At 64.6% G+C, this 13,978-nt stretch carries 11 protein-coding genes, 1 tRNA gene and 1 pseudogene; 5 read left to right on the top strand and 8 right to left on the bottom strand.

Translation table 11 applies throughout. The features are described from left to right. Positions 1-89: 89 nt before the first annotated feature. From AB0H49_RS32050 to AB0H49_RS32040, 3 genes are all read right to left on the bottom strand, one after another. Positions 90-350, bottom strand: a complete 261-nt coding sequence (locus AB0H49_RS32050; RefSeq protein ID WP_357256512.1) for a hypothetical protein — start codon at positions 348-350, stop codon at positions 90-92. Positions 351-1,330: 980 nt separating this feature from the next. Beyond that, positions 1,331-3,382 (bottom strand): AAA family ATPase, encoded by a 2,052-nt coding sequence (locus tag AB0H49_RS32045; RefSeq protein WP_357256510.1) that lies wholly within the window; start codon positions 3,380-3,382, stop codon positions 1,331-1,333. Between the two features lie 358 nt (positions 3,383-3,740). Further along, positions 3,741-3,884, bottom strand: coding sequence for a hypothetical protein (locus AB0H49_RS32040; protein WP_357256508.1), 144 nt, complete (start codon positions 3,882-3,884; stop codon positions 3,741-3,743). 610 nt (positions 3,885-4,494) lie between these two features. Between AB0H49_RS32040 and AB0H49_RS32035 the strand changes: the two genes are divergently transcribed. The 4 genes from AB0H49_RS32035 to AB0H49_RS32020 all read left to right on the top strand — a co-directional run bounded on the left by AB0H49_RS32035 (position 4,495) and on the right by AB0H49_RS32020 (position 7,531). Continuing rightward, positions 4,495-5,070: a helix-turn-helix domain-containing protein gene (locus tag AB0H49_RS32035; protein ID WP_357256506.1), complete on the top strand. Its 576-nt coding sequence runs from the start codon at positions 4,495-4,497 to the stop codon at positions 5,068-5,070. 93 nt (positions 5,071-5,163) lie between these two features. Further along, complete coding sequence (locus AB0H49_RS32030; RefSeq protein WP_357256504.1) at positions 5,164-5,592, top strand: hypothetical protein; 429 nt, start codon at positions 5,164-5,166, stop codon at positions 5,590-5,592. A gap of 77 nt (positions 5,593-5,669) precedes the next feature. Then, positions 5,670-7,037: a tyrosine-type recombinase/integrase gene (locus AB0H49_RS32025; protein WP_357256502.1), complete on the top strand. Its 1,368-nt coding sequence runs from the start codon at positions 5,670-5,672 to the stop codon at positions 7,035-7,037. A gap of 125 nt (positions 7,038-7,162) precedes the next feature. Continuing rightward, entirely contained in the window at positions 7,163-7,531 is a 369-nt protein-coding gene (locus AB0H49_RS32020; RefSeq protein ID WP_357256500.1) for a hypothetical protein, read from the top strand. A 79-nt stretch (positions 7,532-7,610) separates the two neighbouring features. Here AB0H49_RS32020 and AB0H49_RS32015 read toward each other — a convergent pair. Next, a tRNA-Thr gene (locus AB0H49_RS32015) sits at positions 7,611-7,683 on the bottom strand. Positions 7,684-7,756: 73 nt separating this feature from the next. Then, positions 7,757-8,962, bottom strand: coding sequence for a DNA polymerase III subunit delta' (locus AB0H49_RS32010; RefSeq protein WP_357256498.1), 1,206 nt, complete (start codon positions 8,960-8,962; stop codon positions 7,757-7,759). Positions 8,963-9,133: 171 nt separating this feature from the next. Here AB0H49_RS32010 and AB0H49_RS32005 point away from each other — a divergent pair, with 171 nt between their 5' ends. Continuing rightward, a complete protein-coding gene (locus AB0H49_RS32005; RefSeq protein WP_355000506.1) occupies positions 9,134-9,676 on the top strand; it encodes a DJ-1/PfpI family protein in 543 nt (180 codons plus the stop codon). 20 nt (positions 9,677-9,696) lie between these two features. Here the strand turns inward: AB0H49_RS32005 and AB0H49_RS32000 are convergent. The 3 genes and pseudogenes from AB0H49_RS32000 to AB0H49_RS31990 all read right to left on the bottom strand — a co-directional run. Beyond that, positions 9,697-9,771 (bottom strand): annotated as a pseudogene (locus tag AB0H49_RS32000) (toxin-antitoxin system HicB family antitoxin); the annotation flags it as partial. 103 nt (positions 9,772-9,874) lie between these two features. After that, a complete protein-coding gene (gene topA, locus AB0H49_RS31995; RefSeq protein WP_357256600.1) occupies positions 9,875-12,712 on the bottom strand; it encodes a type I DNA topoisomerase in 2,838 nt (945 codons plus the stop codon). Positions 12,713-13,769: 1,057 nt separating this feature from the next. Beyond that, positions 13,770-13,976 carry a cold-shock protein gene (locus tag AB0H49_RS31990; RefSeq protein ID WP_011206895.1) on the bottom strand — a complete coding sequence of 69 codons (207 nt, stop codon included), beginning with the start codon at positions 13,974-13,976 and terminating at the stop codon, positions 13,770-13,772. Positions 13,977-13,978 lie beyond the last annotated feature (2 nt).

The raw sequence follows: 13,978 nt of genomic DNA, 5'->3' as shown, positions 1-13,978 counted from the left end.
GGCTTATCTGAATCTCAGATCGCCGTACCGGCGGTGGCCTGTTATCCATAGCTGTTCACCTCCCTTCTTTCGGCGACGTGCGGAACCTACTACTGACGGTGCAGAATTCGAGGCTTGATCTTCACCTCGTCATCGGCGGTCGGGCAGGTCCCGTCATGCCACATCTGGGCACGAGTTGTCTTGCCGGACGTGCGGTTTCGGAACTCGATGATTGGCACCGAGCAGTCGCCACACAACAGGTCCGCGTTGATCACGAACTCATGCGGCACTCCGGGAATGCGATAGGTGACATCCTCACAGAGGCCCGCAATGTCTGGTACTCGATTGTCTCGGTATGCTCGGTAAGCCATTTTCGTTCCCTTCCGGGTTTCCTCCGAATGACGCGGCGGCGTGCGCCATTGTCGGCATGATATGCACAAAGACAATTGAATCCGAACCCGTAAGTTTTGCCTCCTCGCACGCAGGCGCGACCAAGCCACAGCGATAGCCCGAATGGCTTTCCAATACCCCGAAACTAATTCCCCCCGCACGTCGCTCATGAATCAGACGCCGACATTACGTTCTAGCAGGTCCGCACAGCGACTGTCACACGCTCTCGCGATAAATCCCACGGTCACGCATGGTCAAGACATCAGCGTGTCTTCCTCGTGTGCGCGCACACGTGGCGGCTCCACACCCACCTAATGCGAAGCATTGACATTCATCGTCTGAGCTATAGCGAGAGGCCCGTACACAGTGGTGTCACACAACATCTGACCTGTGTACGAGCCCCGCTCACCTGATTGGTTATGAATTGCCTTACAGGCGCACTCGAACAATCACATGCCTCCCGTTGCACATATGCCCGCAGGCGTAGCGGTCGATCTGATCCTCGTGGAACTCCGCGAGTTCTCGCGTTTCGTGCAAGCTGACCGTTGGGGCTCCACACCAAGCGATTAGCGCGTACGGACCTTCACCCCACACCCACGCCGCACGACGGATGGCGCACTTCATAAACGTCCGCGTAGTCCTGTGTTTCTTTGTGCAGTTGTGCCGTTTGTAGATCGGCGTCGGGTCCAACTGAACTATTGCCATGACCTTTCCTTTCGTTTTCGTATCGGCCCGTTTCTTCCTCGCGTACGTGTGCCGGTGCGCATTACGTGCGGGCGCAGTCTGCACGCGGGCGCCGGTGACTGTTCACATGACGATTGGCAATTGGCAATATGGCGATCAGTCGGGGTATACCTGTTTTCTAATTGCCAATCTAAAACAGTTCACGCGCGAACCTTGTTGCCAATTGCCATTGCCAAACCCCGATTGTGAGCATCACCGGCGCGTGCGCGTACGCGAGTCAGACGACTTCGGGCAGATCACGCAGCGCCCAGACGATCGTTCCGTCGCCTGTCCGCATTGCCTGACCAATTCCCTTGTCGCGCAATGTTGCCCAAGCTCGGTCGATCGTCCGCTCCGAGAATTCCTGTTCTTTGGTACCTGCGGCGAGCACATCCGGTCGGGGTGTGGGACCGACGTCCTCCAGGTAGCTTTCGAGCCAGGCCGCTGGCAATACCTTCTTGGTGGTGGCCTTGGTCGAATTGCTGGCGGCCCGTTCCTTGGCCAGGCGCACGGTGAGCGCTTCCTGTGGGCTGTACGGCGATTCTCCGTCCCACACAATCCTCGGGTACGACTTCTCGCGTCCCTCAATGGTGATCGTCACGCCTTCGCGGCTGAACAAGCGGGCCTGCGGCTTCAGAGCAAGGTTGCTCTTATGGACGCCGACGACCACCTGATCGGGTTCATCCGGGTGCAGCGCCAGCATGATCGTGGTTCGCGCGATCTGAGACCACGCCCTGTTGCCGCCCATGAGCTTCGCCGGGTCAGCGGATTCAAGCTTGGTGAAGTGCTTGAGCCCGACGATTGCCACCTGGCATTCCTCAGCCATGTTGATGATCGGGTCCAGGGCCGCCCGCAGGGGATCTTCCTTCTCTACGTTCACCCCGCCCAGCACACTCGCGATGGGGTCGAAGACGATCAGCCCAACATCCTTGGCGCTAATGACCTTTCGCAACTGATCGAGGTACTTCACCGCATCGACGTAGCTCCGCTTGCTGTCCGGAGGGCGAACCCGGAAGACTCGGCTACGGTCGGCTCCCGCGGCTTGCAGGCGAGGAATGATCGCTGAGGTCCACGAGTCCTCTGTGGCGATATAGAGCACACCGCGAGGTCGCCCCAGCCACTCGCCCGCCAGTTCGCCCCTCGATGTCCTGGCCGCCCAGTCGATGCAGAGAGTGGACTTGCCCATGTCCTCGAACCCGGCGACCAACGCCAGTTCTCCGATAGGAAGCCACCCGTCAAGCAGCCATCGTGCAATCGTCGCGGGCATCAGCGCATCCTCCACAATCAACTCGTCGTCTTCATCAGGCATGACAGCCGCGTCGTCCTTCTTCCGTGATTTGGCCGGCGTTCGGGTATCTCCGTCCCAGCACGCAACAACCTGCTCAGCGAGGCGGGCGAACCCGAACTTGGCTACTGACGGTTCGTGCTGCTCGAGAATCCACAGCGCCTCGCCCTGCGTCAGCCCCTTCTCGTTGCACAGGCGCACGAGCTTCTTCGTCAGCTTGTGGCGGCCCGTCCCATCACCTGGGTCACGCTGTCGCAGCGCGGATCGAATCTCGCGGAACTCGATGCGCCGCAATCGGTCCTTAGAGACCTCCTGAGCGACCAATGTGATCGGATCGACATGTCTCCCGCGCGAGGGTTCGTCAGGCACGCCATCGAGCGCCCAGCCGACCATGCTGTCGAATCGGTCCACACTGATCGGGTAACGACGCGACCGACCGGCCTTGCGCAGCATGACCTGAGTACGAGCCTCGGCCTTGGTGTTGAAAGTGCCGATGGGTCGGAGCAATTCGCCGTCACCATACTTGCCGCCCGATTCGTGGCCGGTGATTCCACACGCCCGAGCGAGACGACGCCCGCGTTCCTTGAGTTCGGCCCCGCTCAGGTCCTCAGCGAAATAGAGATTGACGTGTAGATGTCCCACCCGCCCGGACTCGATGAGATCGGCCCCGAGGTGATTGAGCAGTTGCAGCGCATCCACAGTCACGATGTCCAGCTCGAACGAGAGAACATTGCTGGGCACCGTCTCGCCATCTCGACGCCGGTCGGTGTGGAACAGGGACGTCGGCACCCACACGCAACGGTTCTGACTGTTCAGGTCCACGAGACGATCAATCACCGCCCGACGCTGCTTCGGCCACATCAGGAACTCATGCCGAAAGTCCTTCTGTCCTTTGGCCTGATCCTTGCTCCCGACGCACACGAACCCGGTGCGGCGCTTGTAGTTCCGGTCGAGATGATCCGCGATGGCCGCGCGGTCGATGTTCTCAGTGTCTTTCTTGGTCATAGTCATTTCCGTGCTTCCTGTTCTGCGCGTCGGACGCGCTCGTCCTGTCGCCGCTTGCGTTCGCAGTACGCCCGCCCGAGTGGCCCGTGTCGGCATTCGATGTGATCGAGGTCCACGGGTGCCGGAGCGAACAGCTCGGGAAACCTGATCCGGTCGCGTGGGTCCTCCACGTCCGCCTCGTCGAACTCAGGCGCGGGTGCCGGATTCGCACACTCGGCGGTGTGGTCGATCTCGACAGCCCAGTTACTCGGCCCCTCGATCAGCTCGGCCTTGCTCCCGCACGCCGGGCACACGAAACGGGCGACGAATTCCAGCGCTGACGCCGGGGGCTCGATCGGTGGCGTTGCGTATCGGCGTCTCATCGCGCACCCCGCCGGTACGGATGGATCAGGTACACGAGCAGCGCGAGGGGAACGGCTGCGGCGTAGGGCCATTCGTTCGCTCGATCGTCTGGTACGGCAATGACCGCGAGCACGTAATCGAGCACGACGTTGCTAGACATCGGCACCACGTCCCAGCAGACACCGTGAGCGCCTGGCACACCGCACCGCGCGTGATTCGTTGTCGGCGACGTTCGCAGACGTGAGCGGACTCATGACGCGACGCCCAGCACGCGAGCCATCGCGATGATGTCGGCCCCGTCGTACACGCGGCCTGTCTCGCGGTCACGGTATCGACCGTCTGGGCGAATCACCTTGCCGCGCTTGGTCTTCACAACACATGAGGTGCCCGGTTCTCCGTTCGACTCAGACGCCGGTGTGTGTGGACGATGCGCAGGCTCGTTCGGGTCGATGCCCAGATACCGGAGCAATGGCGCTGTCGGCACGCGATACACGGACCCGTACTTGTGGACTGGCACCGGGAATGTCCCGTCGTGCAGGCGGTTGTAGCAAGTCTGCTTCGAGAACCCACATGCGCGACCCGCCGACTGAAGGTCGGTGGTCGTCTCGGATGCGAGTCTCATGAGTTCATCTCGGGTCATCGAACGACCCATCTTTCCTGCCATGACCTGCGGTTCCTTCCTCTCATGCGTGTCAATCGAACACGCATGAAATTGATAACACGCGGTCATAACAGTTCACAACACACATACATGTGGTAGATTTACACACATGAAAGCAGCCACAACCGGCAGAATCGCAGGTGAGAACCTGAAACGTCTTCGTGTGGGTTCAAGTGAAACTCAGCATGAGTGCGCACAACGCCTTGCAGCGTGTGGGTTGCCGATAACCCGCGATTGGGTGGCTTCTCTGGAAAGCGGGCGCAAGCCATCGGTCACCGTCGATGAACTCGTGCTGATGGCCTCGGCGTATCGCGTATCGCTCGCTGAGTTCTTCAACGGCACCGGGGATGTTCAGCTATCCGCCGAGGCTGAGATCCCGCTTACCGACGTGCGCGGCCTACTTCAGGGCAAACGTGCTGGATCGTCGGTCGTCAGATTCGATCTCTCCGAAGCAGGCGAGGACGACCCCGTTTCCGACAGGATCGCCGATCGGTTGGGTGTGGACCTCGAAACGGTTATGGATGTCGCGCAACAACTTTGGGGTCATGCCGCCACGAAGGAGCGTGACGAACGCCTATCGTCCACACGCCCGAGTGATCCGAAAGCGTTGCGCACCTTGCGCGCTGGCATGACCAAGCGTCTGCTACGCGAGGTCCGCGAGCACATCCAGAAGGGCGGTGAGTGACGACACCACACGAACACACACGCACCGCATCCCGACAGGCGCTCTCAGCGCCTCCTAGACACCCCGAAATCACCTAACCAGGAGAACATTCCCATGACATCCATCGCGCACGTCCCGCGCCAAGTCCACACTCGAATCGTCAACCGTCTCGTTCAGTCGGTACTGCTGCATCACGTGGGTCGGGATCGGCCCTCCATCGACTACTACGAACTGCCGCCAGAGTTCCGGGCGAAGCTTTTCCGCACCTGGCTGGAGGAGAAGTTGCCGACCGCGCGGTCCCTCGTCAGGTATGAGCCCAGCCGTACGGAGGAGCACGCATACGCGGTACAGCCGTTCGACTCCATCACCGACGCCGGAGACACGTGGTCGATCGAATGCGGCTACGGGACCTGCGAAGTTCCGAAGGATGGCACAGACGAGGGCGACTACGTCGTTTTCTGTGTGAGGCGCCCCCGACGCGGAGGCCGACAAGAGACTTCCTATTTCAGGCAATGGCTCGCACAGCGCGGTATCGACGCCTGACCACACCCACCTACCCCCGATGGGCCCTGCGCGATGCGTGGGGCTCGTCGCATTTCTCCACCCAGAAAGGCCGAACGATGGCACAAGGAACGATCACCAAGCGCTGCGGATGCACCTACGTCGATGAGGACGGCACGCGGCGTCAGCTCGGTAAGGACTGCCCGAAACTCAAGCGCGCCGGGGGCGGCTGGTCGCCCACGCACGGCACATGGGGCTACATCATCGGAATCACCGACGCCACGGGCAAGCGCCGTCAGCGCACGCAGTTCGGATTCGATTCCAAGCAAGACGCAGTGGATGCCCTCGACACTCTGAAAGCGAAAGCCGCGCGGGGTGTGGACATCTCGGTCCGTATCACCGTCGCGGAGTACATGGAGATATGGCTCAAGGGCAAAGCGCACGAACTGAAGGGCAACACCCACGACCACTACACCCGGTATTCCGTGCGCTGGGGCCTGTACATCGGTCGCGTGAAGCTGGACGAACTTCGCGTCCATCACCTCACCGCTGCTTTCGAAGACATCGAGGAACGCAACGAAGAGATCCGGCGCGGCAAGATCAAGGCTCGCGTCACCGGCCCGTCTGCCATGCAGCGAATGCGCGCAATGCTCCGTAGCTGCCTCAGCGATGCCCTGCGTGAGGGTCTGGTCACGGTGAACGTGGCGAAGCTCGTCAAACTTCCATCGGGCAAGCCACCCAAAGCGCTCGTCTGGACCAAGGCACGCGAAAAGACCTGGCGCAACGCCATTGCCAAGCTCATCGAGGAAGGCCGGACTCCGAAGCAGGCACGACGTGAAGCGCCCACACCCTCATCGGTCATGGTCTGGCGTGCCGATCACCTCGGCGCATTCCTCGATGCCGTCGAAGGTGACCGCCTCTACGCCCTGTGGCACATCCTGGGCACGCGCGGTCTCCGTCGTGGCGAAGCACTCGCCTTGGACTGGCCCGTAGTCGACTGGGACAACAAGGCCGTGACGATCGACAACCAGTTGGTACACAGCCCGTCCGGCGTCATCGAGGACACACCCAAGTCCGACGCTGGCGACCGCACCGTAGCCCTCGGCACTGAGAACGTCTCGTTGCTGAAGGCGTACCGCGCTGCGCAGAAACGCGAACAACTGAAGTGGGGCGAGGCGTACACCAAGACCGATCGGATATTCACCCGCGAGGACGGGCGCGACATCGACCCGAACCAGTTCACCAAGCTGTTCAAGCGCCTTGCCGCAGCCGCCGACCTGCCACCGATCCGGCTGCACGATGTTCGCCACACCGCCGGGTCGCTCATGATCGCGTCGGGCTCCGATCCGAAGACCGTTCAAGAGACCTTGGGGCACGCCGACATGAAGCTGACGATGGAGGTCTACGTATCCATGTTCGAGGACGTAGCCCAAACGAGCGCCGACAACGTGACAGCGTTCATCCCGAGGACGCGCAAGAGCGTCTAGGTTCGTCCGTGCACGCCCGCACGTTCGCGCCGACACACACTGTCGCGAGAGTTATACACAGACGCTCACAGACACGCTGAGCGCAGCATCTCCGCCGGTCAAACCCACATTCTTACAATGCGCGCATGACGACGAGCGACAACACCAAACCGGGTCGCCGGTTCAACGGCGGTGTGGAACAGGACCCGCTAAAGCGCATCATCGCGGCTTTCCGAGACGCCGACTCCGAGCAAGCTGCACATACGGACCTGGGCATGTCCCCCGCCGAAGTCGTCAGGCAGTTGCTCAACAGCCGGATCAGTCATCAGCACTGCGACCATCCGCGCACCAAATCAGCTATGGCCCGATGCCGCGCCGAACGCATGGCCGAGGTACGCGGTCAGGCCGTCCCCGAGCCCTCGCCCGCACGCGCCCGAGTAGACCATTCCGAGTGCAGTCACTCGAACACACCTTCGGCTCGCAAGAAGTGCCGAGCACGACGAGTGGTGTCATAGTGGTGACACACCGAATCTTTGTTCGACCAGCAAAAAGGCCCCCGCATACGTTTCCGCATGTCAGGGGCCTTCTGCACCGAGCCGCCTGGGGGAATCGAACCCCCGACCTTTTCATTACGAGTGAAGCGCTCTACCGACTGAGCTAAGGCGGCGTGCCTCTCGGCCACGCGAGTCTATCGTCTCCGCCCCCTGATCGCGAAAACGGGTGGTTCAGCAGGGTGAACGTCAGGCGGATTGGGCGGCCATGATCGCCGCGACCATGGCGGCGAGGGCGAAGCGGGGTTTGACGTTGAGGTCGAGGGCTTCGCGGCAGTCGAGCACGGCCTCGATGGAGCGCAGCAGGCCTTCGGGGCGCACCCGATCGGCGAGGTCGTAAATCTGGTCGGACAGGTCGGGGTGGGTGAGGGCGACGCCCGAGCCGTTGCGCGCCGCGCCGAAGCGGACGGCGAGCGCGTCGCGGTACACACCGGCCACGTCGATCAACGCGCGGTCCAGTGCGTCGCGACCGGTGCGGGTGGCGCGGGACTTCTGGCGGCGCTCGAGATCCTTGAGCACGCCCGCGGAACCGCGGGTCGCACTCGCCGCCCCCTTGCCGGTGCCGCCCGCACCGAGCGCGGTGGCCAGCTCCTCGCGTTCGCGTTCGTCGCGGGCCGCGCTCATCTGCTTGGCCTCGTCGTCGGCGGCCTTCACCAGTTCGTCGGCGGCGGCGTAGGCCGCGCCGGGACGTCCGACGGCCGCCACCAGGGCGAGCGCCCGCTGCCTGCGCGCCCTCGCCTCTTCGTCGGTGGCCAGCCGCCGGGCCCGCCCGACGTGGCCGCCGCTGATCGAGGCCGCCCAGTTCGCGGTCTTCTCGTCGAGCTGGTCCCGCTCCTTCAGCACCTTGGCGATGGCCGGCACCGACGGGGTCACCAGGTGCACGTGCCTGCACCGCGAGCGCAGCGTGATCGAGATGTCCTCCGGATCCACCGAAGGGGCGCACAGCAGGAACACCGTGCGGTCCGGCGGCTCCTCGACCACCTTGAGCAGCACGTTTCCCGCCGCCTCTGTCAAACGGTCGGCATCCTCGATGACCACCACCTGCCAGCGTCCGGTGCTCGGACGGCGCGCGGCGATCTGAACGATCTCGCGCATCTCCTTGGTGCTGATGCTCAGTCCCTCGGGCACGACCCGCCGCACGTCGCCGTGGGTGCCCGCCATGGTCGTGGTGCAGGCGTGACACTTTCCGCAGCCGGGCACCCCGGGATCGGTGCACTGCAATGCCGCCGCGAAGCACAGCGCCGCAATGGATCTCCCCGATCCGGGCGGACCGGTGAACAACCAGGAGTGCGTCATCGCGCCCTCGACCGCTCCCGCGCGGGCCGCGATCGCGGCAGCCGTCAGCTCGGACTCGACCGCATCCTGGCCGACCAACCGATCGAAGACTCCCGCCACGGCATACACCCTAGTGGTGCCGTCCGACAAAGTCCGCAGCCCGGGCGGCCCCGGAGGCTCTCCCCGCCACCCGCTCTCGGCCTGTCCCGTCGCGACACGCGGCAGTGGACGCGCGGGTCGTTGACCAGGCTCGTCACACAGGCGGATCCTCGATGCGGAGGTGGAATCATCGTGAGAATCCTGTTGATCGCCGGGGACGCCGCCGAAGACCTCGAGGTCTTCTACCCCTACCAGCGCCTGCTCGAGGAGGGGCACGCCGTGGACATCGCGGCGCCGACCGTCAAGAAGCTCCAATTCGTCGTCCACGACTTCGCGGACGGCTTCGACACCTACACCGAGAAGCTCGGCCACAGCTGGCCCGCCGACATCGCGCTGGCCGACGTCGTGCCGCAGGACTACGGCGCGCTCGTGGTTCCGGGCGGACGTGCGCCGGAGTACCTGCGCAACAACCCGGACTGCCAGCGCGTCGTCCAGCACTTCGCCGAGCAGCGCAAGCCCATTGCCGCCCTCTGCCACGGCCCGCTGATCCTCGCCGCGGCGGGCGTGCTCACCGGCCGCTCGTGCAGCGCCTACCCCGCCCTCGCCCCCGACATCGAGGCGGCGGGCGCCAAGTTCGTGGACAGCGAGGCGCACGTCGAGGACAACATCGTCACCGGCCGCGCCTGGCCCGACCACCCCGCCTGGATGCGCGAATTCCTCCGCCTCCTGCGGTAATAGATGGCGGTATTCAGCGACACGTGCGCGGCGTCCGCCGCGGCCGACGCCGCGGCGTGCAGATCCTCGGGCAATCGCAGATTCAGGTTCGACATAGCACCAATTCAGTACCACGCCACGTGTGCGGGCTCGAGACGATCAGTCCTCCCGAACCCGGTCGCACAGCGCGGACCACAGCTCCAGTCCGTTGGCGGGCGCTCAGGACTTCTCGGCGGCCGCCTTCTTGGCCGGGGCCTTCTTCGCGGTGGTCGTCGTCTTCTTGGCGGCGGTCTTCTTCGCCGTGGCCGTCTTTTTGGCGGCGGTCTTCTTCGCGGCCGTCGTCTTCTTGGCCGCGGTCTTCTTGGCCGCCTTCTTCACCGGCCCGCGTGCGCGCCGGTCGGCGAGCAGCTCAGAGGCGCGCTCGTCGGTGATGGACTCGACCTCGTCGCCCTTGCGCAGACTGGCGTTGGTCTCACCGTCGGTGACGTACGGACCGAAGCGGCCGTCCTTGATGACCATCGGTTTGCCGGTCGCCGCGTCGTTACCGAGTTCACGCAGTGGCGCCGCGCTCGCGGCCTGCCTGCCGCGGCGCTTCGGCTCGGCGTAGATCTTCAACGCCTCGTCCAGCGAGACGGTGAAGATCTGATCCTCCGACGCCAGCGACCGCGAGTCGGTGCCCTTCTTCAAGTACGGGCCGTAGCGGCCGTTCTGCGCCGTGATCTCTTCGCCGGAGGCCGGGTCCGCGCCGACCACCCGCGGCAGCGACAGCAGCTTCAGCGCGTCGTCGAGGGTGATCGTGGCGAGATCCATGGACTTGAACAGCGAACCGGTGCGCGGCTTGGGCGCTGCCGCCTTCTTGGCGGTCTTCTTCGCGGGTGTCTCCTCGGCGGCGGGCTCGGGCAGGATCTCGGTGACGTACGGGCCGAAACGTCCTTCCTTGGCGACGATTTCGTTCCCGGTCTCCGGATCGACGCCGAGACTGCGCCCTTCCTGCGGTGTCGCGAACAGCTTCTCGGCGGCCTCGGCCGTCAGCTCGTCGGGCGGCAGATCGTCGGGCAGGTTGGCCCGCTGCGAGATCGGATCACCCTCGGGGTCATCGGGATTGACGACCATGCGCTCCAGGTACGGCCCGAACCGGCCGACCCGGACCACCACGTCGCGGCCCTCGTCGTCGGTGAAGAGCTTGATCGAGTTGACCTCGCGGGCGTCGATGTCGTCGAGCTGCTCGCCGACCATCTTCTTCAACCCGCCGGAGCGCGCGACCGAACCCTCGACGCCGTGATCGCCGCCGAAGTAGAAGCTGGACAACCAGTTTCCGCGCTGCTCACGCCCGCCTGCGATGGCGTCGAGATCGTCCTCCATGGCCGCGGTGAAGTCGAAGTCCACCAACCTGCCGAAGTAGGCCTCCAACAGACCGACCACCGCGAACGCCACCCACGACGGCACCAGCGCGCTGCCGCGCTTGTACACGTATCCGCGGTCCAGGATCGTCTTGATGATCGAGGAATACGTCGAAGGACGGCCGATGCCGAGCTCTTCGAGCGTCTTGATCAGCGAGGCTTCGGTGTAGCGCGCGGGCGGATTCGTGCTGTGCCCATCGGGATTCAGCTCGACCGCGGTGACGCCCTGGCCCTCTTCCAGTGCGGGAAGCCGGGATTCGGCGTCGTCGGACTGGCCGCCCGCCTCCTCGTCCACGCTTTCCACGTACGCCTTGAGGAAGCCGGGGAAGGTGATCGTGCGACCCGAAGCGGAGAACACGCACTCCTCACCGGTACCGGCGACACCGGTGATGCGCAGCGTCAGCGTGGTTCCGCGCGCGTCGGCCATCTGCGAGGCGACGGTGCGCTGCCAGATCAGCTCGTACAGGCGGAACTCGTCGTTGTCGAGCCGCGCGTGCAGCTGGCCCGGCGTCGCGAAGGTGTCGCCGGCGGGGCGGATCGCCTCGTGCGCCTCCTGCGCGTTCTTCACCTTGCGGGTGTACTGGCGCGGCGTCGGGTGCACATACTCCGCGCCGTAGAGCTGGGTCGCCTGCGAGCGGGCCGCGGCGATCGCCGACTCCGACAGCGTGGTCGAGTCGGTACGCATGTAAGTGATGTAGCCGTTTTCGTAGAGCCGCTGCGCCACCCGCATGGTCCGCTCGGAGGTGAAACGCAGCTTGCGGCCCGCCTCCTGCTGGAGCGTCGACGTCATGAACGGCGCGTACGGCTTGCGGCTGTACGGCTTGGCCTCCGCCGAGGAGACCACCAGATCCGCGCCGTCGAGCGCCTCGGCCAGCCGTCGGGCGTAGCCCTCGTCCAGGACGATCACGCCGTTGGTCGACTTGAGCTGCCCGTCGGAACCGAAATCTCGACCGGTCGCGACCCGCGCGCCGTCGACGTTCACCAGTCGCGCGCCGAAGGTCCGCGGATTCGAGGCGTCGACCGCCTCGCCGGAACCGGCGTCCAGCTTGGCCGCGATATCCCAGTACTCCGCGGAACGGAACTGCATCCGCTCCCGCTCGCGCTGGACGATCACGCGGGTCGCCACGGACTGCACCCGGCCAGCCGACAACCGCGGCATGACCTTCTTCCACAGGACCGGGCTGACCTCGTAGCCGTACAACCGGTCCAGGATGCGCCGGGTCTCCTGCGCGTCGACCAGATCCGGATCCAGCTCGCGGGTGTCCGCCGCCGCGGCCTGGATGGCGGGTTCGGTGATCTCGTGGAACACCATCCGGCGCACCGGCACCTTCGGCTTCAGCGTCTCCAGCAGATGCCAGGCGATGGCCTCGCCCTCGCGGTCGGGGTCGGTGGCCAGGTACAGCTCGTCGGCGTCCTTCAACAGGCTCTTGAGCTCGGTGACCTTGGCCTTCTTATCCGGGCTCACCACATAGATGGGCTCGAAATCGTTGTCCACGTCCACACCGAGGCGCGCCCACGGCTGCCCCTTGTACTTGGCGGGCACGTCCGCCGCTCCGCGCGGCAGGTCCCGAATGTGGCCGACCGAGGCCTCGACCGTGTAGTTGCGGCCCAGGTAGGGCGCGATCTTGCGGGCCTTGGTAGGGGACTCGACGATCACGAGACGACGCAGGGGACGGCCCTGGTCGGCTGCACCGCGGTCTCGTGTTGCCACCGGCGAATACACCTTTCCTTCTCGACCCGCGCGGCGCGCTGGTGCGCGTTCGTGCGCGGTTTGGGGCAAGCGGCGGCGACGCTGACATCGCTACCAGTCACGTTTATACCTTGACGCTGGTTGTGGTCGAGTGCTTGCGACCCGAACCACTGAGCGTACGTGATCGCTGCCGATCAGTATGCCCTGTTGTTCGGCGCGCTGGTGCGCGCGTGTTCGCGGCCACTTATGTCTCGCTTCCGAGTGGTAGAGACTCGCGACTGCGTCGCGTGCGCTTCGACCGTCCGGAAGCGAGACGGCCGCGAACGGGCTCGTAAGGCTCGCCCTGGGCTGGTTGGTGGGGTGGTGGAGTATTGGGGTCGTCGCCGATATATACGGAGTGCGGGGGCAAGTTGGATGTGTGCGCGTGTGCCAATCGCGCTGAATGACAAGGTGCTTCGCCACCGGGCAGGTTCTCGAGCTGGATGAACCGGGATCTCGGCCTGCTCACCGCCGAGGTTCCCGGAGTTCGGCCTACGTCCACGAGGACCGCCTGCGCGCTGTTCGCGGGCGCGGACCGGATCGCGCCGTTCTGCCGCTGCTGATGGCTGGGCGCGTAACCCGTGGCTCGGCCTCCGACGCGCGCGGGCCAGATTTCACAGCTGTGCGACGGGCGAGCGTATGCGCCGCGTGCCAGTACCGGTCGCGGTGTCGTGGCTGGGTCGGATGTTCGGGCAGCGATCGGACCGAGCACGCGGCTTGGCGTTAAGTGCCGCACGCTGCGGTTTTTCCATCTGAAACGACCCTCGCACCGCAATGCGCGCCCACTCCGGCGACCGATACGAAGCTCGCGAACCGGCATCCTTCGAGCAACGCGGCCCGCGGAGTCGACGCCGGTCGGCAGCCGCGCATTTAGTTCATATTTTTCACGGACCGCCGGTGCCCTTTTCCGACCTACCCCGGATATAGCTCGTCCCCCACCTCCGGCTCACCGGTGGTGGGGGACGAGCTGTGGATTGAGCGTCGCTCAGCTGAGCGCGCGGACTCCGGTGGCCTGGGGGCCCTTGGTCCCCTGGCCAACCTCGAACTCGACCTTCTGGTTCTCCTCGAGGGTCCGGAAGCCCGACCCCTGGATCTCGGAGTAGTGGACGAAGACGTCAGCGGAGCCGTCCTCGGGCGCGATGAAGCCGAACCCCTTCTCCGCGTTGAACCACTTCACAGTTCCCTGTGCCATTC

The organism is Nocardia sp. NPDC050713 (genome assembly GCF_040654315.1).
Taxonomy (GTDB): Bacteria; Actinomycetota; Actinomycetes; order Mycobacteriales; family Mycobacteriaceae; genus Nocardia.
Note: the sequence above shows the minus strand (reverse complement) of the source record. Positions and strands in the feature narration are given on the sequence as shown.